The sequence below is a fragment of the Pseudoalteromonas sp. P1-26 genome (genome assembly GCF_001401795.1).
In the GTDB taxonomy this organism is placed as follows: Bacteria; Pseudomonadota; Gammaproteobacteria; order Enterobacterales; family Alteromonadaceae; genus Pseudoalteromonas.
On the sequence record NZ_LKDX01000002.1, the window covers coordinates 223,072 to 244,488 of the forward strand.

Consider the following 21,417-nt stretch of genomic DNA (forward strand, 5'->3'; position numbering starts at 1 on the left):
TTTACGGAGTAATAGCATGAGTGAAGAAAGACTACTGTCAGCAAATAAAAACGCTGATAGCAACGATGAAGTGTTACAGTGGGTAACCTTTAAACTTGAAGAAGAAACGTACGGCATTAACGTAATGCAAGTACAAGAAGTACTTCGCTATACCGAAATTGCTCCTGTACCAGGTGCGCCTTCTTATGTATTAGGTATTATTAACCTACGTGGTAATGTTGTTACTGTTATCGACACTCGTGCACGTTTTGGCTTAATGGGTGCTGAGGTCACTGATAACTCTCGTATCGTTATCATTGAAGCTGAAAAGCAAGTGATTGGTATTTTAGTCGACAGTGTCGCAGAAGTGGTTTACCTACGTAGCTCTGAAATTGACAGTGCGCCAAATATTGGCACAGAGGAAAGTGCTAAGTTTATCCAAGGTGTATCTAATCGTGATGGTGAGTTACTGATCTTGGTTGATCTTAATAAATTATTAAATGACGATGAGTGGGACGAGCTAAGCGCACTATAAGCGTTTGGAAATTATATGCTGTTATACTCTTTGTTTGGTGCCTCAATCTTACTTGTATTAGTGTGTTTGGGGCTTATTTTTGTCAATAACAATAAGCAAGCGGCGGCGATTCAAGCCAAGCAAAAACAGTTACAAGAAGCTCAACAGCAATTGAGTATTTTACGTAGCGAGGTGGCTGAGATGCGAGCCGGCATGCTGAGTATTGGCAAACGCGTTGTTGCTGTTGAAGAAAAAAGTAAAGAGCTTGAACAGCTACAAGATGCACAAAAATATGATGATCCGAATGCGAAAATTTATTCGCGAGCGGTTAAAATGGTTGAGCTAGGCGCTGATTTAGAAGAAATAATTCGTGAATGCGAATTACCTAGAGCCGAAGCTGAGCTACTCATGTCACTTCATAAACAAAAAGGCGCCCAATAAGGCGCTTTTTTATTTGAGTACATTTGAGCACTAGGCTTGAATGTTGAGCTTACCTTGAAAGTCTTGCCAACCTGGTGGAAATTTACCACGCAATACGTACGAAAAAGCAATTAACTCGGCAATGACATAATAGAGCTCTTTCGGGATTTCTTCACCTAACTCAAGATGTGATAAGGTTTGTGCTAAATCAGCATCTTGGTGTATCAAAATACCTTTTTGCTCAGCAAGTTTGACGATTTCTTCAGCCAATTCACCAAAGCCTTTACTGGTGACACGTGGCGAGCTACCAGCTTCGTAGAGTAAGCCAATTGCTGATTTATGCACCGCTTGTTCACTCATAAGAATTATACCTTAATGTTAATAATCGCATGGGATTTATAAAAAGCTTGGTGGCTTGACGTTCCTTGTTGCAAGTTTAACTCACCTACATTTAAGCCATGGCCTGCTAATTTATGACGCAGTGTTTCTAAATGCGGATGAGCAAGCGCTGTCACTTCTTGTGAAGAAGCGAGCAACTGGCAATCAACTGCTTTATCCATCACCTCTGCGGTAATTTGTAACTTGCCAAGCTGTGCATAATCAAAGTTCAAGCGCACAAACCAGACATTTTTCGCTTCGAGTTTATTTTTACTTGGCTTTTTATACTGTCCTAAGCTGATTTCTGTTTGCCCTGTTTCAGGAGGTAATTTCATCGGCAAGAAAAATTGCGCTAAAGCACTGTTATCTTGTTGCTGATTGATAGGTGTTGTTTGCACCTGAGCCAAAGTGTTTTTTAGTTGTGAAGCTTCAGCCGCCATGGCTTGTATCGCAGGCTGCTGTAGCTGCTCGAGTAATTTATTACCGTTAACGGCTTTAAAGTTGGGCACTAACACTTGCAGTAAGGCATCAAGACCTGTTTGATTATTAAAACTAAGGTTGGTTGGTGCTTGATTAATAATTGGCGCGGCAAGTGAAGCCACAGCTAATTGTTCTAACCCTTGGCTAAAGCTCGCTTGCTGAGTCTGGCTGGGTAATGCTGTTGGCCTGAGGATACTTAAAAGCTCTCGTTCAATCGTAGTAGGGTGCATGTTTTGACTCGAGATCATGCGATTAAATGCTTGATTTACGAGTCGATTCAAATCTACCGAAGACGATGTGTTTTGCTCACTCAGAGCTACAAGTTTTTCTGTTAATTGCACTGGTATAGGTGTGCTTGCTAAAGGTTTGCTTTCAGGAAGCGGTAATAGCTTCGCAATCAGTGCAGCCTCAATCGGTCTTATCGGCAACAATGGCTGACTCAAGTTGGGTTCTTTCAAAGCTAAGTAGGGGGCATGTAATTGAGTTTGCTGCTGGGCAACTTTTTGTAATCCTGCTGTTTGCTCAGCTGGTGTTCGAGTCGCTAGATTATTTTGTTTTACTTGCTTATTAGGCTCTGCTAGAAGACTTTTAGCTACTGTTTTTACAGCTTGTTGTTGTGAAGGGGCAGGTGCTCCTTTTAAATCAGGCTTTACATTTAGCGCAGAAGAATTTGGGTCTGTGCTTAATGTCGCTTGTTTAGTTTGTGTAACCTGCTCACTCGGGTTTTTAACTACTGAATTAGCAAGGTTACTTTTAGCTTGGGCGAGCTGCTCTGAGGCTGGTTTGTCAGATTTCATGGCAGTAACAGCGCCGCTAACTGCTTTGTTGTCTACAGGTGCTTGTTGTAAAGCCGTATCTTTATTCAAAGCAGGAGTTTGCGCTTTACTATTGATTGCTATTTGAGTGGCAGGGCGCTGCACGCTAACAAGCGGCTCTAAGCTGACTTTTATCCGTTGCAGTAACTGTATTAAAGGTGGAGTCTTGTTATAACTCACGGGTAAGCTAACTTGCCTTGTAGACTGACTTTCGGTTAATGGCTCTGTCTGTTTAGTCGCAGGTAATGGCGTATTGGCTGAAACTGGCCCACTGGTTTTTTGTGCTACTTGGGGGACGGCGTGTTGTGGCGCGCTTTGTTGAATAGCGGCAAACTTTACTATATTGATTTTATTAGCATTAAAGCCCTGTTGGCTAATTGTATTTTTGCTTTCAATCAGCTGATGCGTTGACTGGTTAACAGCCGCTTTGGTGGTAGCAGGGAGCTTTTCAAAATAGCGCACTGCATCACTAATACGCGTTTTTAAATCAGCAAAACTGTCTTTTAGCCAAGAGCTAATGGGGGAATTTGAGCTGCTCGATGGCGCTATCAACGTACTCTTAGGTTCAACAGCTTGGCTTTTTAATGCTTGATTGAATGTCTCTGACAGAGAGTTCTTTAACAGTATTTGTTGCACAGGTGCTTTATTTATAAGTTCAACAGTATTTTTAACTTGCTGGGGTATTAGTTTTAATGCATGAGGATGAAATTGCCACTGCGCTTGAATTTGCTTAGCTTGTTTTGGCGATATTGCCGGTAGCGGTAAAGTTAATTCATTACTTTGCTTGTTTGCAACGCTTAACTGTACTTGTTGCCCAGCTAATTTTAAATTCATTTCAGGGGTTAGCTTAGCCACCAACTCAGCTACTTTTTGTTGGCTAACACTTTGCTGATGGAGAGAATCCCCAAAGCGATTAGTAATGTTTAAATTAAAGCTATTTTGTTGGTTGGTAGCAGGCAGCAAAATGGCTTTAAGTGGTGCTTCAGCTTTTAAAAGAGCAACCAGGCTATTGTTAAGAGCAAACTCAGCTTTTAATGCCGGTAGTTGTAGTAAAGGTTTACTTGGTGCAATCTGAGCCGGGTGCGGCATATTTGTATTTGCACTCCCTTGCGTTAGCAAGTTCAGTAGTGCTTGTAATTGCTGGCTTTTGCCAAGTGTAATCGTCAGCGGTGCTGGTGTGATAGTCAGCTGTTTACCATCACTACTTAATTGAATATTGGCCGCTAAAAAGCGCTCAGTTTTAAGGTTTTCTTGCTCTGTTGATAAGCGTAATGTTTGCCATGAGTTATTGATTAGCACGTCCATTTGCACACTGTGCTTACCAATCACGATATTACGGGCAGTTAGGCTCTGCTCAGCCAGCATTTTCAATGCATCATTAGGTGATTGCTGTGATGCACTGCTGATTGCTTTTGGGTCTAGATTAAGCTGAGTGCTGAGAGTCAACTGGCTTTGTTTATTCATTATTTTAGATCAAATATAAGTTAATCGTTTTAAAGCAATATTCGTATTACCCTATCATTATGGTAGACTAACGCCTAATTTTGGGTATAGAGAATCGTCATCTTGTTACACATTAAGGCCGTCACCTGCATCAAGCAAGATCGTTGTTTGTTTGCGGATCTTAATTTCAGCTTGAAATCGGGACAAATTATGCAGTTAGCTGGTCCGAATGGGGCTGGTAAAACATCATTATTGCGTATTATCGCGGGTTTCGCTATGGCGGATGAAGGCGATGTTTTGTTCCAAGAACGCTCGATTACGAAATACTATGATGAATATGCACAAGAGTTATTATTCATCGGCCATAAAACAGGGGTAAATACACAACTTACTGCCCTTGAGAATGTCGCATTTTGGCTAAAAATTAATGGCTACGATAGCAAACAAGACTTGTATCCGATCTTAGCAAAAATAGGCTTGGTGGGTCTTGAGGATGTGCCTGTTCGTATGTTGTCAGCAGGGCAACAGCGTCGTGTCGCCCTAGTAAGACTGTGGTTAAACAGCGCCAAACTATGGATCCTTGATGAGCCATTTACAGCCCTTGATAAAAGCGGTGTGGCATTTTTACAAGAACGCTTTGTTGAGCACCTAAATGCTGGCGGCGCGATTCTTTTAACTACCCACCAAGATTTAACGACACATTTTAGTGACTTACAAACAGTGACTTTGGAGTATCGCCACTGATGGTAAAACAGCATTCGTATTGGCAATTATTCTCTGCGGTTTTTTCTAAAGATCTTAAATTAGCGTTTCGTCAGCGTGCTGAAATCGTTAACCCTATCTTGTTTTTTCTTATTGTTATTACACTTTTTCCGTTAGCAATTGGCCCTGAACCCGGTCTACTTGCTCGTATGGCTCCGGGCATTATTTGGGTCGCTGCGTTACTGTCGACCATGTTAGGCCTAGATAAGCTATTTCGTGATGATTATCACGACGGAACACTAGAGCAATTAATTGCTTCATCATACCCATTACCGTTAACTGTCCTTGCAAAAGTGGCAGCGCATTGGGTGATCACGGGGTTGCCTTTAGTGTTAATGACTCCGGTATTTGCTTTGTTATTGAATTTAGAAAGTTCAGCGCTTTTAGCAACCGTTCTGACCTTATTGTTAGGTACGCCATTGCTTAGCTTCATTGGCGCAATTGGCGCTGGACTCACTGTGGGGCTACAAAAAGGCGGCATTTTAATGAGTTTGCTTGTTTTGCCTTTGTATATCCCTGTACTAATTTTTGCAACCTCGGCTATTGATACCAGCTCTATGGAGCTTGCCTATAGCGGACAGCTTGCAATCCTTGGTGCCATGCTAATCGTAGCGATTATAGCGGCGCCAATTGCCATATCGTCAGCATTGAAAGTGAGTGTAAGTTAATATGTGGAAGTGGTTACATCCCTACGCAAAAGCAGATCGTGCTTACCAATTGTGTAACACCTTACTGCCTTATTTCGCCGTCGTTACGGTGGTTTGTATGATTGTTGGATGGGTCTGGGGGCTTGCTTATGCCCCAGCCGATTACCAACAAAAAGACAGCTACCGAATTATTTTTATCCATGTGCCTTCAGCTATTTTATCTATGGGCGCTTACTCTTCTATGGCGATTGCAGCAGTGATCGCACTAGTATGGCAATTACGTAATGCAGAACTTGCAGTGATTGCAATTGCACCTGTCGGGGCATGTGTGACAGCGATAGCATTAATTACCGGTGCAGCATGGGGTAAACCTATGTGGGGTGCATGGTGGGTGTGGGATGCACGTCTTACCTCTGAGTTAATTCTGTTATTTTTATACCTTGGTGTGTTATCGCTTTATCATGCTTTTGAAGATAAAAAAGCAGCGGGGCGTGCTGCTTGTATCTTAGCCATTGTTGGTGTTATCAACTTACCGATTATTCACTTCTCGGTGGAGTGGTGGAATACCTTGCATCAAGGTGCAACCATTACAAAGTTTGATACTAAAGCCATTGATCCAAGCATGTTTTGGCCATTAATGGTTAACATTGTTGCGTTTGCAGGTTTTGTTGGTGTGGTGACGTTAATCCGCCTTAAAAACGAAATTCTCCAACGTGAAAAGCATCGCCCTTGGGTGCGTGATATGGTTGAGCGAGGTTAATCATGCAGTTTGATTCTTTTGCAGATTTTATTGCCATGGGTGGCTATGGCTTTTATGTATGGTTGTCTTTTGGTAGCTGTGCATTAATTTTACTCGGTATTTTATTTAGTTCGTTAAACGATACAAAACGTATTTTCTCTTCAGTAAAGCAGCAAGCACAACGTGAAGAGCGCATTAAGAAAGCGAAGCAAGAGGCAGGGCAATGAATCCAAGACGTAAAAAACGTTTATTAGCAGTTGTAGCCATTATTTTTGGTGTGGGTGCAACGATTGGTTTAGTGCTGTACGCACTGCAAGAAAACATTAATTTATTCTATACCCCAAGTGAACTTGTTGAGGGTAAAGGACCAAACAAAGAAAAACCGCATATTGGCCAAAAGTTACGTATTGGTGGCATGGTTGTACCTGGTTCAGTTGTTCGTGACGAATCAAGCTTAAAGGTAAGCTTTAAACTGATTGATAAAGGCCCTATGGTGACAATTAATTATCAAGGGATTTTGCCGGATTTATTCCGTGAAGGCCAAGGGATTGTGGCGCAGGGTGTGTTAGTTAAAGCCAATGAAATTGATGCCTTTGAAGTACTTGCAAAGCATGATGAAGAATACATGCCTGCAGAAGTTGCTGAAGCTGTGAAGGGTATCAAACACGAAAAACCGACGTATAACTTAGATAACGGCAATTAATATGATCCCAGAACTCGGTTATTTTTCTTTAACACTGGCCATGGTGCTCAGTGTTCTATTGTGTATTTTTCCTTTGTGGGGCGCGCATACCGGCAATTTACGTTTAATGCGTGCAGCCCCATCACTGGCAATTGGACAATTCGTATTTGTACTTTTGTCTTTTGCTGCACTTGTTTATGCCAGTTTAACCGACGACTTTACTGTTTCGTATGTTGCTTATCACTCAAGTAGCACCTTACCTTGGTATTACAAAATAACCTCGACATGGGGTGGTCATGAAGGGGCAATTTTACTCTGGTTAGTAATGCAAGCGGGTTGGACAGCAGTTGTCGCTATGCGTTCGCAATCATTACCTTGGGTATTACGTGCTCGTGTACTGGGTGTACTAGGCTTTTTAGGTGTTGGCTTTATGCTGTACACCTTATTAATGTCGAGCCCATTTGAGCGCCTATTACCGTATTTCCCAGTTGAAGGTCGCGATTTAAATCCGTTATTGCAAGACCCGGGTATGATTATTCACCCGCCATTGCTCTATATGGGCTATGTGGGTTTATCTGTGTCGTTCTCATTTGCTATTGCAGCGTTACTTACAGGTAAGCTTGATAATACTTGGGCTAAGTGGTCTCGTCCTTGGACTATGACAGCATGGGGCTTTTTGACACTCGGTATTACCATCGGTAGTTGGTGGGCATATTCAGAACTTGGCTGGGGTGGCTGGTGGTTCTGGGATCCAGTTGAAAACGCATCATTAATGCCATGGCTTGTGGCAACCGCATTGCTGCACTCATTATCAACCACCGAAAAGCGTGGTGTATTTAAGTCGTGGACCGTATTACTGGCTATTGCAGCATTCTCGTTAAGCTTACTGGGTACCTTTATTGTTCGCTCGGGTATCATTGTATCTGTGCATGCTTTTGCCTCAGATCCTAACCGCGGTATGTTTATTTTAGCTTTCTTAGCCATTGTAGTTGGTGGTGGTTTATCGCTTTATGCACTGCGTGTTTCGCAGGTGAAAAGTGAAGGCCGTTATAAGTTTGCCTCACGTGAAGTCGCGCTTTGGCTAAATAATATTTTCTTAGTTGTGGCAACGCTGATTGTATTGCTAGGTACATTACTGCCAATGATCCACAAAGAACTTGGCTTAGGTAGCATTTCGATTGGTGAGCCGTTCTTCAATAAGATGTTTGCTATTTTACTGGTACCGTTTGCCATTTTAATGGGTATGGGTCCGCTGTTACGCTGGAAACAAAACAAGTGGTCGATGTTGCAAAATAAGTTTGCACTATCGGCTGTCGTCAGTCTCGTGGCTACGGCAGCGTGGTTATATTCAAGTTACGATGTAATTGCGCCAATTACCTTTATTGCAACTGCGCTAGCGGTATGGATTGTTGTTACTACAGTGGTTGATTTAGCGGCAAAAGTAACTATTCACAAAACCTTAGGCGAAGGCTTTAAACGTTTAGGGCTAAGCTATTGGGCGATGGTTTTAGGCCACGTTGGTTTAGCGTTCGTGATTGCAGGTGTAACGCTCACCTCTGCTTATTCAGTAGAGCGAGATGTTTCAATGAAGCCGGGTGATATTGTGGCTTTAAATGAATACCAGTACCGCTTTGATGGTGTTAAGTCTATCCGCGGCGCAAACTATAGCGGCCATGCTGGTGTTGTCACTGTGCTGAAAAACGATAAACAAGTAACCGTTTTACATGCTGAAAAACGCCGTTATGACATTGGTATGCAGTTTATGACTGAAGCGGCTGTTGATGCAGGCTTTACGCGTGACTTGTATCTAGCGCTAGGTGAGCAATTAAGCCAAGGTGCGTGGTCGTTACGTATTTACCATAAGCCTTATGTTCGTTGGATGTGGCTCGGTGGTATCTTGATTTCACTGGCAGGCTTTTTAGTACTTGGTGATAAACGCTATCGCCAAAAATCGACTAAGCAGGAGGCTTCAGCATGAACCGTAAACTACTCGCACTAGCACCTTTACTGGTTTTCGTTTTACTGTGTGTATTTTTATATCAAGGTTTGTTTGCTAACCCGCGTGAGCTGCAAACAGGGCGTATTGGGCAGGCTATGCCAGCTTTTAACCTGCCAGATTTGATGGATGAGTCAAAGCGTTGGACTGATGCAGATTTAAAAGGTGAAGTTTACTTACTTAATGTGTGGGGCACATGGTGCCCGACCTGTTTAGCTGAGTTAGGCTATTTAACCGAGCTTAGAGAGCAGGGCGTTAAGATTGTTGGCTTATACTACGAGCAAGGCTACGACCCTGACTTTGATGGCCAGTTTGATATTAACGCACTACGCGAAGATGTCACTAGCATGCTTAATCGTGCTGGCGACCCATATCAATTTAATATCTTAGATTTAAAACGCACATTAGCCCTTGATTTAGGTGTGTCTGGCGCACCAGAGACCTTTTTAGTCGATAAACAAGGCACTATTTTGCTGCACCATACCGGCGATATTAATCCGCGTGTGTGGCGAGCCAAATTCGCACCGTTAATGCAGGAGTTACAGTAATGAGACTCGTGATTTTTTTAGCAAGTTTGCTTATCACGTTTAGCGCATTTGCAGAGCAAGACAAGTATCAATTTGATGATAAAGAGCAAGCTGTTCGCTTTAGTGAACTTACCAAAGAGCTGCGTTGCCCTAAATGTCAAAACCAGAACATTGCCGATTCAGACGCCGTTGTAGCCAAAGACTTACGTGACAAAGTATTAACGCTGGTAAAAGATGGCAAAAGCAAAGATGAAGTCATCGATTATATGATTGACCGTTACGGTTACTTCGTACATTACGATCCACCAGTAACACCAGCAACCTTAGTGTTATGGGTATTGCCAGTATTAATTGTGGTACTTGGCTTTGGCTTTATTGTTTTACGCCAACGTAAGGCATCTGTAAAACAAACATGGACAGAGCAAGACGAGGCACTGCTTGCAAAGTTAATTGAACAAAATCAACGTCAGGAGCAAAGCTAGATGGCATTAATGTGGGCTTCTTTTGTTTTACTCACACTGGTTGCATTGCTATTTGTTGTCGTTCCGTTTTTTAAACGCGAACGTATTCAACGCCTTGATCACAATGCAAACTCGGAGTTAATCCGAATTTATCATCAACGTTTAGACGAGCTTAAAGCTGACTTAGATAACCAGCGTATTGATGCACAAATGTTTGATGAGTCAGTTAACGAGCAAAAGCGTCGTTTACTCAATGAGCTGTCTCCGGAAAAAGCGCTAAATAGTAAAGGTAACAACCGTATTTTTGCCCTTACTGGCGCTGGCTTTTTAATTGTTTTAACGGCTATCTTTTACGGTTACACGGGTAGTCAGCAGCAAATTAAAGGCTGGCATGACGCGATGGCAAACCTTAAGTCGTATGGTGAACGTGCCGTAATGCAAGATGGTGAGCCATTAACACCGAATGAGCTGCAAGCATTTGCTTTAGCATTGCGTACCAAGCTTGATCAAAGTGGTGATGATGAAGTAGCGTGGATGCTGCTAGGTCGTGTTGCGATGTCATTAAATGAATTTGATATGGCAATGCAGTCATTTGATAAGGTTCTTAAAATGAACCCAGATAACAAGCAAGTGCTGATCAGCTACTCGCAAGTCCTGCTAATGGAAGGCAGTGATGCGAATATGTCTCGTGCGGCGACTATGTTATCGAGAGTGTTAAAAGCAGAGCCGACCAATATTGATGCTATCTCATTGCTAGCCCTAATTGCTTATGAGCGTAAAGATTGGCTGCAAGCAAAAACTGCGTTTGAAGTACTGCTTGCAAGTATGCAGCAAAACGACCCGCGTTATAGCATGATTGCAGAGCGAATTGCTGAAATTGATGCCCATTTAAATAATGAGCAGCAAGTTACAAATACAAAACTCGCAGAAGCTTCAAACAGTGAAATTAGCATCACGGTTGATTTAGACTCTGCACTTGCAGATTCGCAGCCACAAAACGGCACGTTATTTGTTTTTGCAAAAGCAGCCAGTGGTCCACAAATGCCATTAGCTGTGGTAAAAATGACCGAATATAGCTTTCCGCTAACCGTGACGTTGAGTGATAGCAATGCCATGGTAGAAGGCTTGAACCTATCAAGTGTCGATAAAATTATTTTAACTGCGCGTTTATCAAAAGATGCAACTGTGGTAACTTCTAGCGGCGAGTTGGAAGGCAAGTCGGATGTTTTAGAGCGTGCAAACGTAAAAGAATATTCTTTGCTAATTAATGAGTTAATACCTTAAGGATAGCCGATGTTTAGGCACAGTATATTTTTTATCTTTTTTGTAGTGCTTGCAGGATGCGCACAAATACCTGAAGAAAAAGCGGATGAGCGAGACCCATTACAGTCGTTTAACCGTCCTATGTATGATTTTAATATGGACGTGCTTGACGCTTATATTCTTCGCCCAGCAGCTGTTGGCTACGTTACTGTCACGCCAACACCGGTAAGACGTAGCATTGTTAATTTTACCGATAACATCACCGCACCAACGGATATGGTCAATGCTGGCCTGCAAGGTAAACCTGGTAATATGGGTATTAGCCTAGCGCGCTTTTTAGTGAACTCTACGGTAGGTTTACTCGGCTTTTTTGATGTCGCTTCATCGCTGGGTTTAGAAATTGTCGATGAAGACTTTGGTCAAACCTTAGGTGTATGGGGTGTAGGAGATGGCGCTTATTTGATGATCCCAGGTATGGGGCCAAGTACAGCACGAAACCTAACAGGTGATGTGGTAGATAACTTTGTGTTACCTGAAATCACGTTAACAACACCGCAGACTATTTTGGTGTTTGCGCTTAAAGCGGTTGAAGCCCGTGCTTCATTAATGCCACAAGAGAGCCTATTAAATGAGTCGTTAGACCCATATATTTTCGTGAAGGATATTTACTTCCAGCGTCAATTATATGAGCTACATGATGGTAATCCGCCAGTTGAAAAAGAAACGGATGATTTTGACGAAGACTTCTTAGAAAATCTTTAAGATTATTCAAATAAAAATGCCAGCAATTGCTGGCATTTTTTATAGCATTAATAGATTGATATTCATCAGTCTCCAAACACACTCATTTGGTCATTAGACCAACTTAATGCGTCGTGGTAAGCGTCCGGGACTTCTTCTGGCTTAAGGCCCAACTGTTGTTGGATTTCTTTCGCTTTTTCCCAATTTGCTTGCTCATAGAATTTTACAAGGTTTAGATAGGTAGCGAGTAAGCCTTCATCTTTAAGTAGAGCGTCTTTAATTTCGTTGGTCAGCGGTAACTTATTCATAACGCTTGGCATATCTTCATCTAAGATAGCATCCATTAATGACATCATGCCTGTTAAGAAAGCCATACCTGTATCGCGTAACTTACCATGACTAATTGCCAGTAATTCAGCAAACCGTGCTCGGGTTAGCGACAGGCGGATCAGTTCAGCAGGTTTATCTGCAGATACTTGAGCTGCAAATAACAGCGACAAGAAACGTTTAATTTCTTCGCTTCCTAATACGATAAGCGCTTGCTTGATTGTGCTGATTTCGGCACGGCGTTTAAATGCCGCGGAGTTTGAATAGCGTAATAGCTTATAAGATAAGTTAACGTCACGTTCAAACACCTCAGTGATTTTTCTAAGGTTTAAATCAATACTTGATGTTTCGTATAGGAGCTCGGCAAGAGCCATCTCAGAAGGTGGCAAAGTTTTACTTTGTACCATCTCCGGTTTTGAAAAGAAAAAGCCTTGAAAGTAACTAAAACCCATTTCTAGGGCAAGTTGGTATTTCTCGTAAGTTTCGACTTTTTCGGCAAGCAACTTGATGTGCGGGTGAGGTTTTATCGCTTCAATAACCGCTTCAATCGACTCTTTGTCTGTGGTTAAAAAGTCAATTTTGATCATATCGATATACGGATAAAAATGACGCCAGACAGGTTGATGAATGTAATCATCAAGGGCCAGTGTGTAACCACGCTCTTTTAAATCTTTAACCAGAGCAAGTAAACGTTTACCTGGTTGAATAGTTTCAAGAATTTCGACAACGACTTGTTCTTTACCCAGTAATAAAGGGTAGCCTTTTTGGAGTGTCTCTAAAGTGAAATTAATGTAAGCTGGTTTGTTATCCGTTAAATCTTCTAAACCAAAATTGAACTGACTACCTTCAATGAGTCGTGATGTTGCTTCATCGCCATCAATGTCTGGAAACACGTTATCTACGCCATCCCTAAAAAGGAGTTCGTAGCCGACAAGTTTCTTTTCCTTATCTAAAATAGGTTGGCGTGCAGCGTAAAAATACATAGTCCTGGCATGTCCACTTCGGTTAATTCATTTATCCATCAGCAATATATGTCATTGTGCCTGAAATAGCATTAATTAAATGCGAGTATTTGAGGATAAATACTGATTTTATTCTGATCTTAAGACTAGGATAAATTGCAATTGAATTCTATAACTTGAGATTAAATATCATATTTTTGTTATGAAAAGGTTGAAATTGTAAACCCTGTCATTGAACTGCTTGATTGGAGTTGAAGGGGGGAAGCATGTTATAGTCATGGGTGATATCGGTTTTTACCCCAATAATGTCTTAAAATTAAATAACTTGCGAGTCATTATTCGGATTAAAAGCCAACATTAAACAACTTTTGGAGGCTAATTTGGAAACAGGAATGATAATTTCGTTAGCAATGTACTTCATCGTCATGCTGGGGATTGGGCTGTATGCTTATAAGCAATCTACCGACGATGTATCAGGCTATATGCTAGGTGGTCGTAATTTATCACCAAGTGTTGCTGCGCTTTCAGCTGGCGCATCAGACATGAGTGGTTGGCTGCTAATGGGTCTACCGGGTGCAATGTATTTGTTTGGTTTAAGCAAGGTTTGGATTGCCATAGGTTTAGTACTCGGTGCTTGGGCTAACTACTTCCTAGTCGCGCCTCGTTTACGTGTTTACACAGAAAAGGCGAATGACTCAATCACCATTCCAGATTACTTCGCGAACCGCTTTGATGATAATAAAAATATTCTGCGTGTGATCTCTGCGATTGTAATCATTGTTTTCTTCACCTTGTATACCTCGTCAGGTGTTGTTGCAGGCGGCAAGTTGTTCGAAAACTCATTTAATATGAGCTACGAAATGGGTCTGTACATCACAACCGGTGTCGTCGTGTTATATACCTTGTTTGGTGGCTTCTTAGCAGTGAGCCTGACTGACTTTGTACAAGGCTGTATCATGTTTATCTCGTTGCTGGCTGTGCCAATTGCAACGTTTACCATGCTTGATCAGCCAGTTATGGATACACTTGCAAATGCACGCTATGACTTATTATTAAGCTCACCAAAAGAATCAGAAATTCATGCACTTAATATGATGGATTGGTTTGCAGGTGGTTCAACGATAGCGATTATTTCTGCAATGGCATGGGGCCTTGGTTATTTTGGTCAACCACATATTATTGTGCGTTTTATGTCTGTGCGCTCTGTGAAAGATATGCCGACTATGCGCCGTGTGGGTATGTCGTGGATGACGCTTTCAGCTATTGGTGCTGTGCTAACAGGTCTATTTGGTGCTGCTTATATGCTTGAAAACCAAATGCCAATTGATGATAAAGAAACGATTTTCCTAGTGTTGTCTGAGCTTATCTTCCATCCTTTAATTGCTGGCTTCTTATTGGCAGCTATTTTAGCGGCGATTATGAGTACTATTTCATCACAGTTATTAGTTTGTTCAAGCTCACTAACCGAAGATTTTTATAAGATTTACTTAAACCGTAGTGCATCTCAAAAAGAGCTGGTTTTAGTAGGTCGTATTAGTGTTATTTTGGTGGCTCTATTTGCTATTTACTTAGCCTATGACCGCGATAGCTCTATCTTAGATTTAGTGAGTAATGCATGGGCAGGTTTTGGTGCTGCATTTGGTCCACTCGTATTACTGAGCCTTTACTGGAAGCGCATGAACTTACAAGGCGCTATTAGTGGTATGGTTGTTGGTGCTGCAACAGTACTATTTTGGATTTACGCGCCAATTACAATTGATGGCCAAGCATTAAGTGCAATCATTTATGAGATTGTCCCAGGCTTTATTTTATCAACAATTGCTATTGTTGTTGTTAGCCTTACAACTGCTGAGCCGAAAAAAGAAATTACAGACTTATTTGATGAAGTTGAGTCGTCACTGTAGTTTTTGATTAAACACAAAAAAGGGCAACATCTGTTGCCCTTTTTTATGATCTAAATTTGCGTTTAGCTTGCCGCTTTTTCTTTTATATCAGCAACGTTGTCGTCTGACTTTGCTTTTTTAGGCTTAGCTGGGGCGTCTTTTGCACCTTTAAGTACCGCCATAAATTGGTCTTTTTCTTTTGCCATTTCAAGCGCCAGTGACTCAATTTGTTGCTCGCTTAATGGTACATCAACTTTTTCAAGCATTAGTTCTAATGACTCAGCAATGTCGAGCATTTTGTCATACGCATCAGCTTCTTTCTTAGTAGTAAACGTCATGCGCTCGACTCCGTTTCTTTCTACAACATATTTAACAACAACAGCCATGATTTCTCCTGCATTTAAGCGTGGCATTTGCAGCGTAATACCGCCACTTTGATTACTGTTTTTATATACAGTAATGCTTCGGGGCTTACTTTGCAAGTAACTTGAGAAAAATTTTATTCAGCAAATTTGACAATAATAGGGACATTAGCTTTATTTAAATTGTTACCCAAAGTTAAACACAAGCGATGGAGTGAGTGTTGGGTAATAGCTAACTACCTGTCCAAGATGGACATCATGGAGGAAATTATGAAATTACTATCAAGTATTTTACTTGCCACAAGCATTGCGTTACTACCTGCTACATCGGCATTCGCCGTTAAACCAACCGGAGCAACACAAGTTAAAATGCAAAAGCTCAGTATAAACAAAGCTAGCATAGATCAACTTACTCAATTACCGGGTATTGGAGAGTCAAAAGCCAAAGCGATTGTTGAGCACCGTAAAAAGCAAGGTCCGTTTAAGTCGGTAGAGCAATTAAAAGAAGTAAAAGGAATTGGCGATAAGCTATTTGCTAAACTTGAGGGGAAAATTACATTATAAATAGCGGGCTATTCACCTAAACAGGGCGTTATTCGCCCTGTTTAAATTCATTGATAGCTTTGTCTAAATGCGCTAATGCGAACATGTTTTCGATAGGTGTTGTGATGAGTGGGTAACTTAAGCCCGCTAACAATAACCAAGGAATAAGCATCCAGCCTTCAAAGTAGGCCAAGCCTAAAAATAATGGTGCTAAAAAGGCAAGCTTACATACTGATAAAATGATCTTTTTGCTTGGGCTTAAATGAGCCAAAGCAAGGGCAATAATTTGCTGGCGTTGCCTTACTTTAAAGCTTTTTAAAGCAGGGATTTGGCTAGTAAAAAAATAAATCATTATAGCGACTTTTTGCTCACTAATCGGCTAACTAAAACAGCCACAAATACCACTGAAAATGCTGCAAAAATCACTTCCATCCATGCTGGCATACTCATAGAAGCAAACTGCCAATCGATATTTCCGCAATCACCAGTAGCGGCAAAGAAGCTAGGGATCCATTCATGCAAAGGCATAAAACTTGGGAAGTTAGGTTCAAATGCACAGCTAAATGCAAAAGGGTCAGTATTGTTTTGCATTGCAATGTGTTCTTTGGCAATAAAGTAACCCCAAATTGCAGAGACACCCCAAGTGGCAAATGCGACTAAGCGAACAACCATATTTTGTGGGTTAATTGCACCAATCACACCCGCTGCAAGTAAGCCTAAAACAGCAGTACGTTGATATATACACATGATGCATGGCTCAAGGCCCATGTTGTATTGAAAAAATAACGCAGTGATTTCAAATGCGAGTGAAATAACGGCTAATAATAACCAAGGTGTTCTTTTAGTTGCTAATTCTGCTAACCAATTCATGAAAGTTCCAATTTCAAATTGTTTTCAAGATTATGCTTAGACAGGGCAGTAGGTGCAAGTATCTAAGATGAAATTATACGAAAAAGGAGCCGACTGGCTCCTTTTTATTAATCATATCTAGGCTGGCTGTTACACACTAACAGCTTGCAAAGACTCACTTTGATAGCAGCCTAATACACGGGTGTATTGGGTGTGTTCTTTTAGCTCTTCAAGCGCTTGCTTAACATGTAAGTCATCAAGGTTTGCTTCAAGGTCAACATAAAACACCTCTTCCCATGGGTTTCCAGGTACTGGGCGAGATTCCAATTTTACTAGGTTAATTTGATGTTGTTTAAAAATCATCAAGGCATCAGCCAATGAACCCGCTTGTTGTTTGGTCGCCATAATCAAACTGGTTTTTGTTGGAATTTGCTTAGATACTTGCAACGGGTTACGCGCGACGACAATGAAGCGGCTATGGTTTTCGCTTTGGTTTGCAAGGCCTGATTTAACGACTTCTAACCCTACATTTTTACCTGCTTGTGCTGAGCCGATAGCGGCGCTGTTTGTAGTTTCAACCGCTGATTGTAATGCATGGAAGGTTGAGTCACAGGTTTCATGTTGAATATCACCTAAACCCTGAATGAAGCGGCTACATTGAGCAAAAGGCTGTGGGTGAGCAAAGATTTTATTAATGTGAGAAAGCTCAGTACCTGGCATTGCTAATAAACAGTGCTCAACGCTGTGAGTGACCTCACCGACAATTGATACTTGTGCATGTTGTAATAAATCGAACACTTCATTGATACTACCTGAGCTGGTGTTTTCAATTGGCAGTAAGCCGAAATCAGCTTGGCCACTTTCAACTTTGCCAGTGATTTGATCAAAGCTCGAACAGCCCATCTCAATCAGCTTACCTGGGCGACGGCTAAAATATTTATGGCAGGCTAATTGGCTATAAGAGCCTTGACCACCTAAGTAAGCAACACGATGACTTTCGCTCATTGCTTCAGGGTTTAGATTCTTTTGTAGCATTGCTTGTTGATTCAAAACAGAATCTTCAAGAATAGTTTGGAACACATTATTGATGTAGTACGCATCTAGACCTAGCGACTTACCATAATTAATAAGCTTTTCGAGTAATGCTTGTTCGCGGGCTTCATCGCGAATTGGTTTGTTATTGGCAATTTTATATTCAACTACGCTGTGGCTAATACGGCGTCTTTTAGCCAGTAACACCAATAAGTCGGAATCTATTTCATTAATATCGTGTCGTAACGCATTTAATGTATCAATGCTCATGTTGGTTTCCTCATTCCAAAACAGTGCACAAACAAAAAAGCCTCCCAAGTGGGAGGCTTTAGCTATTCGGTGAATTTATCTCGCAAACAGTTAAGCCTCCTCTATCTAAAGAAGCTAAAAAACGAAAAATAAGTGCGAGAGATAATTTGTTTCATTGAACTAATGTAAAAACACTTGTATGTAAAGTCAACTGCCTATCGCAGCTAATTTAGAAAACATCGGTGTTTACTCAGAAAATTCATTTATATTTATAAAAAATTTATAAATATAAAAATGAATCTGGTATATTTGTTTTTGCACAATAAATAATAACAATTATTAATAAGGTAGTCCTGTGGTGTATCGACGACCGCCATCACGTTTTGGTGTGAATTCATTAAGTATGAAATTGTCGCTGCTGATCTCTGCGATTTGTTTGATTGCAGGTATATGTGCTGCGGCTTTGATGCTTAAATCTGAAGAAAAACAGCTTGTGTTTGAAGAGCACGAACTTTTAAAGCACTCTAGTGAACGCTTGAGTCGTCAATTTAACCGCTTGATCAAAACCAAAATCAATATTGCTGAGCAGGCGAATAACGTCGTAAGCAGCCAGCTCCTTCACAACGAATCGCATTTACAAAGTAAACGCAGCGCAGAACTCAAATTTGCCCTCGATGGCAGTATCCGTAGTACCTCAGAAGATGGTTTATCGGCTGCGTTTCTCCCTCAAGATAAATATTCTGAATTTTATAAACAGCTTATAAACGATTCTGAATCGCTATGGAAAATCGTTTCACCGACCTTAATTCAAGATTTCTTTAATTTTTACCTTGTCACCAAAGACAACTTTATTCGTATCGCACCACCTAACTGGGCACTCAATGTACCTGGTAGTTTTGATTTTACTAAAGGCGAAACCTTCAATTACGCTCAGGCAGCAACTAACCCCAGTCGTGAAGCGGTGTGGTCAAAAGTGTATTACGACACTATATGGCATAAGTGGGTGGTGAGTGTGCTTGTGCCAATCTACCTTGATAACGATTTTTTTGGTGTCACGGGCAGTGATATCGCGCTTGAAACCTTATTGGCACAGTTGCCTATCGGTGACCGTGAGCAGCATCTGTTAGTGTTTGATGCAAAAGGTCAGCTGTTAGCTCACCCTGATTTAGATAAAACCACGCTTGAGCAATATGGTCGTGAAGGTAAAAAATTACTCACCGAAGATTTTGTAAACCCTGATCTGCAAAAACTAGTGTCTGAAACCATTCGTTTAAAGTTACCTGAGTCGGCAAATTCATTCGTACAAGATGGTGAAACACATATTATCAATATTCGTAAAGTCGAGAACCTAAACTGGTATATTGGAATTTATAAAAAGCGCTCGTCTGCACTTTCTGCGCTTGAAGAGTTAAAAGTAAAATTCTTTGGCTTGTTTATCTTGTACGCTATTTTAGTTGCTTTGTTATTGCATCAAGCACTTTATCAATTAGTACTGCGTCGCATTCATTCGTTGGTTAATGCGGTAGTTAGTTTTGGCAAAGGACAATTACAAACTGAGTTTCCAAAGGCTAATAAAGATGAAATTGGCACGCTAAATGGCTCGTTTAGAGACATGGCTATTGAAATTCGTAAGTTGATCGATGGCTTAAACCAGCGCATTAGTGAAAAAGAAATAGCTGAAAAAGCGGCGAATCGTTTATCTAAAGCTGTGGCTTTCTCTGGTACCGGTGTGGTGATCACCAATCAAGACTTTGAGATCAAATACGTGAATCCGAAAATGGTTGAAATGACCGGTTTTGAGGAGCGTCACTTTATTGGCTCGCCGCTGCTGAATATCATTTCACAAGAAATGGCGATTTTAGTCGATGATATTGATATCGATTTGCGTAGCCGTAATTATTGGCGCGGGGATACCTTATTACAAGGGAATGAACGCCAATCAGTTTGGGTTTCGTTAAGTATTTCACCAATTCGTGAAGATGGTGGTGAGATCACCAGTTACGTGGCATCAGCTCAAGATATTTCGTTTGTAAAAGAAAGCCAGCGTAAGATGGAGCAATTGGCTTACTTTGATACCTTAACGGGGCTTGCTAACCGTACTTTCTTCAGAATGCAGCTGCGTAAATCAATGGCACTGGCTGAACGTGGTCATTATGCATTTGCCTTATTCTATTTTGACTTAGATGAATTTAAACGTATCAACGATACACTAGGGCATGATGCTGGGGATCAGTTATTAGTAGAAGTGGCTAACCGTTTGAAAAAGCGTTTGCGTACGGAAGATACAATAGCGCGTTTAGGTGGTGATGAATTCGCGGTATTATTAAGTGGTATTGAGCACCAAACACATGCCATGGAAGTGGCCAATACGATTCAGCGCACGCTTAATGAGCCAATCAAATTAGGTAACAATGAAGTGATCATCAGTGCCAGTATTGGTATCACAATGGCACCATTTGATAGCCAAGAAGAAGATCAGTTACTTAAACATGCCGACCTTGCGATGTATGAAGCAAAAGCGAAAGGGCGTAATACTTTCCACTTCTATAGCCAAGAGCTTAATGCGGCAGCAAACGAACGCTTATTTATTGAAAATGAGCTTCGTACTGGTATTCGCGAAGGGCAGTTTAGAGTTTATTATCAACCACAAGTTGATTGTAGAAATAACCAAGTGGTTGGCTACGAAGCACTTATTCGCTGGTTCCACCCTAGAGAAGGGATGATCCCACCGACCAAGTTTATTCCTATTGCTGAGGCAACGGGCTTAATTGTTGAGTTAGGTGCGTGGATACTGCAAGAGGCGTGTGAATTTGCAGCGCGTTTAGCTAGCCAAGATTTAAAGAATAATATTTCAATTAATTTATCGGCACGTCAGTTTAAAGATGCGAATTTAGTGTCGACACTGGATAAGATCATCAAACAAACAGGAGTTGAGCCTAAACGCTTACACCTTGAGCTAACAGAAAGTATGCTGATGGGGCATGTTGAAGCCGCTATTCTACAACTGCATCAGCTAAAAGCTTTGGGCGTGTCAATTTCAATCGATGACTTTGGTACAGGCTACTCTTCACTGAGTTACCTTAAACGTTTCCCTGTCGATATTTTGAAGGTTGATCGCTCGTTTGTGAAAGATATTCCACAAGATAGTAATGATATGGAAATAACCGCTGCGATCATTGCAATGGCGCAAAAGTTGAAGCTTAATGTTGTTGCTGAAGGGGTGGAAACCATTGAACAGATTGAGTTTTTACAAAACAACAACTGTTATATTGTGCAAGGTTACTACTATAGTAAGCCTATCCCAGAAGAAGAGTTGCCAACACTTTATGAACAGCTCAACTCATTGAATTCATAAAATACAGA

Annotated in this window: 22 protein-coding genes; 15 read left to right on the top strand and 7 right to left on the bottom strand. The window is 41.2% G+C overall.

What is annotated here, in order from left to right; genetic code table 11:
• Positions 1–16: 16 nt before the first annotated feature.
• Both AN394_RS02400 and AN394_RS02405 read left to right on the top strand, forming a co-directional pair.
• A complete protein-coding gene (locus AN394_RS02400; RefSeq protein WP_054553251.1) occupies positions 17–514 on the top strand; it encodes a chemotaxis protein CheW in 498 nt (165 codons plus the stop codon).
• 15 nt (positions 515–529) lie between these two features.
• A complete protein-coding gene (locus tag AN394_RS02405) occupies positions 530–934 on the top strand; it encodes a DUF2802 domain-containing protein (RefSeq protein WP_055020709.1) in 405 nt (134 codons plus the stop codon).
• Between the two features lie 30 nt (positions 935–964).
• On the opposite strand, the gene AN394_RS02410 is transcribed toward AN394_RS02405, so the two are convergent.
• On the bottom strand, positions 965–1,273 hold the full coding sequence (locus AN394_RS02410) for an EscU/YscU/HrcU family type III secretion system export apparatus switch protein (protein WP_054562165.1): 309 nt from the start codon (positions 1,271–1,273) through the stop codon (positions 965–967).
• 5 nt (positions 1,274–1,278) lie between these two features.
• Positions 1,279–4,050: a flagellar hook-length control protein FliK gene (locus tag AN394_RS22265; RefSeq protein WP_055020710.1), complete on the bottom strand. Its 2,772-nt coding sequence runs from the start codon at positions 4,048–4,050 to the stop codon at positions 1,279–1,281.
• 102 nt (positions 4,051–4,152) lie between these two features.
• On the opposite strand from AN394_RS22265, the gene ccmA reads away from it, so the two are divergent.
• Genes ccmA through AN394_RS02465 form a run of 10 tightly spaced genes read left to right on the top strand, consistent with a single transcriptional unit; the run spans position 4,153 to position 11,868 of the window.
• Positions 4,153–4,773 (top strand): cytochrome c biogenesis heme-transporting ATPase CcmA, encoded by a 621-nt coding sequence (ccmA, locus tag AN394_RS02420; RefSeq protein ID WP_095209716.1) that lies wholly within the window; start codon positions 4,153–4,155, stop codon positions 4,771–4,773.
• Positions 4,773–5,459, top strand: a complete 687-nt coding sequence (gene ccmB / locus AN394_RS02425; RefSeq protein WP_054553246.1) for a heme exporter protein CcmB — start codon at positions 4,773–4,775, stop codon at positions 5,457–5,459. The genes ccmA and ccmB overlap by 1 nt, the downstream gene beginning before the upstream one ends.
• A 1-nt stretch (position 5,460) precedes the next feature.
• The gene (locus AN394_RS02430; protein ID WP_054553245.1) at positions 5,461–6,198 is read left to right on the top strand and encodes a heme ABC transporter permease; all 738 of its coding nucleotides are present in this window, start codon (positions 5,461–5,463) and stop codon (positions 6,196–6,198) included.
• 2 nt (positions 6,199–6,200) lie between these two features.
• On the top strand, positions 6,201–6,404 hold the full coding sequence (gene ccmD / locus AN394_RS02435) for a heme exporter protein CcmD (protein WP_054553244.1): 204 nt from the start codon (positions 6,201–6,203) through the stop codon (positions 6,402–6,404).
• A complete protein-coding gene (ccmE, locus tag AN394_RS02440) occupies positions 6,401–6,880 on the top strand; it encodes a cytochrome c maturation protein CcmE (RefSeq protein WP_054562161.1) in 480 nt (159 codons plus the stop codon). The genes ccmD and ccmE overlap by 4 nt, the downstream gene beginning before the upstream one ends.
• 1 nt (position 6,881) lies before the next feature.
• Entirely contained in the window at positions 6,882–8,837 is a 1,956-nt protein-coding gene (locus AN394_RS02445; RefSeq protein ID WP_055020711.1) for a heme lyase CcmF/NrfE family subunit, read from the top strand.
• Positions 8,834–9,403, top strand: coding sequence for a DsbE family thiol:disulfide interchange protein (locus tag AN394_RS02450; RefSeq protein WP_054562159.1), 570 nt, complete (start codon positions 8,834–8,836; stop codon positions 9,401–9,403). Before AN394_RS02445 ends, AN394_RS02450 begins: the two co-directional genes overlap by 4 nt.
• Positions 9,403–9,864 carry a cytochrome c-type biogenesis protein gene (locus AN394_RS02455; RefSeq protein WP_054562158.1) on the top strand — a complete coding sequence of 154 codons (462 nt, stop codon included), beginning with the start codon at positions 9,403–9,405 and terminating at the stop codon, positions 9,862–9,864. Before AN394_RS02450 ends, AN394_RS02455 begins: the two co-directional genes overlap by 1 nt.
• Complete coding sequence (gene ccmI, locus AN394_RS02460; RefSeq protein ID WP_054562157.1) at positions 9,865–11,127, top strand: c-type cytochrome biogenesis protein CcmI; 1,263 nt, start codon at positions 9,865–9,867, stop codon at positions 11,125–11,127. It abuts the gene before it with no gap.
• 9 nt (positions 11,128–11,136) lie between these two features.
• The gene (locus AN394_RS02465; protein WP_054562156.1) at positions 11,137–11,868 is read left to right on the top strand and encodes a VacJ family lipoprotein; all 732 of its coding nucleotides are present in this window, start codon (positions 11,137–11,139) and stop codon (positions 11,866–11,868) included.
• Positions 11,869–11,933: 65 nt separating this feature from the next.
• On the opposite strand, the gene AN394_RS02470 is transcribed toward AN394_RS02465, so the two are convergent.
• Positions 11,934–13,157, bottom strand: a complete 1,224-nt coding sequence (locus AN394_RS02470; RefSeq protein WP_054562155.1) for an EAL and HDOD domain-containing protein — start codon at positions 13,155–13,157, stop codon at positions 11,934–11,936.
• 371 nt (positions 13,158–13,528) lie between these two features.
• On the opposite strand from AN394_RS02470, the gene putP reads away from it, so the two are divergent.
• The gene (putP, locus tag AN394_RS02475; RefSeq protein WP_054562154.1) at positions 13,529–15,040 is read left to right on the top strand and encodes a sodium/proline symporter PutP; all 1,512 of its coding nucleotides are present in this window, start codon (positions 13,529–13,531) and stop codon (positions 15,038–15,040) included.
• 62 nt (positions 15,041–15,102) lie between these two features.
• Here putP and AN394_RS02480 read toward each other — a convergent pair whose 3' ends face one another.
• Positions 15,103–15,405, bottom strand: coding sequence for a YebG family protein (locus tag AN394_RS02480; RefSeq protein WP_054553324.1), 303 nt, complete (start codon positions 15,403–15,405; stop codon positions 15,103–15,105).
• 246 nt (positions 15,406–15,651) lie between these two features.
• Here AN394_RS02480 and AN394_RS02485 point away from each other — a divergent pair, with 246 nt between their 5' ends.
• Positions 15,652–15,945, top strand: coding sequence for a helix-hairpin-helix domain-containing protein (locus AN394_RS02485; protein ID WP_055020712.1), 294 nt, complete (start codon positions 15,652–15,654; stop codon positions 15,943–15,945).
• A gap of 28 nt (positions 15,946–15,973) precedes the next feature.
• Here AN394_RS02485 and AN394_RS02490 read toward each other — a convergent pair whose 3' ends face one another.
• The 3 genes from AN394_RS02490 to AN394_RS02500 all read right to left on the bottom strand — a co-directional run bounded on the left by AN394_RS02490 (position 15,974) and on the right by AN394_RS02500 (position 18,075).
• Positions 15,974–16,276, bottom strand: a complete 303-nt coding sequence (locus AN394_RS02490; protein ID WP_055020713.1) for a DUF6170 family protein — start codon at positions 16,274–16,276, stop codon at positions 15,974–15,976.
• Positions 16,276–16,794, bottom strand: coding sequence for a disulfide bond formation protein DsbB (gene dsbB, locus AN394_RS02495; protein ID WP_054562151.1), 519 nt, complete (start codon positions 16,792–16,794; stop codon positions 16,276–16,278). Before dsbB ends, AN394_RS02490 begins: the two co-directional genes overlap by 1 nt.
• Positions 16,795–16,923: 129 nt before the next feature.
• Positions 16,924–18,075: a chorismate mutase gene (locus AN394_RS02500; RefSeq protein ID WP_054562150.1), complete on the bottom strand. Its 1,152-nt coding sequence runs from the start codon at positions 18,073–18,075 to the stop codon at positions 16,924–16,926.
• Positions 18,076–18,409: 334 nt separating this feature from the next.
• Between AN394_RS02500 and AN394_RS02505 the strand changes: the two genes are divergently transcribed.
• A complete protein-coding gene (locus AN394_RS02505; RefSeq protein ID WP_152968911.1) occupies positions 18,410–21,409 on the top strand; it encodes an EAL domain-containing protein in 3,000 nt (999 codons plus the stop codon).
• Positions 21,410–21,417: the final 8 nt, after the last annotated feature.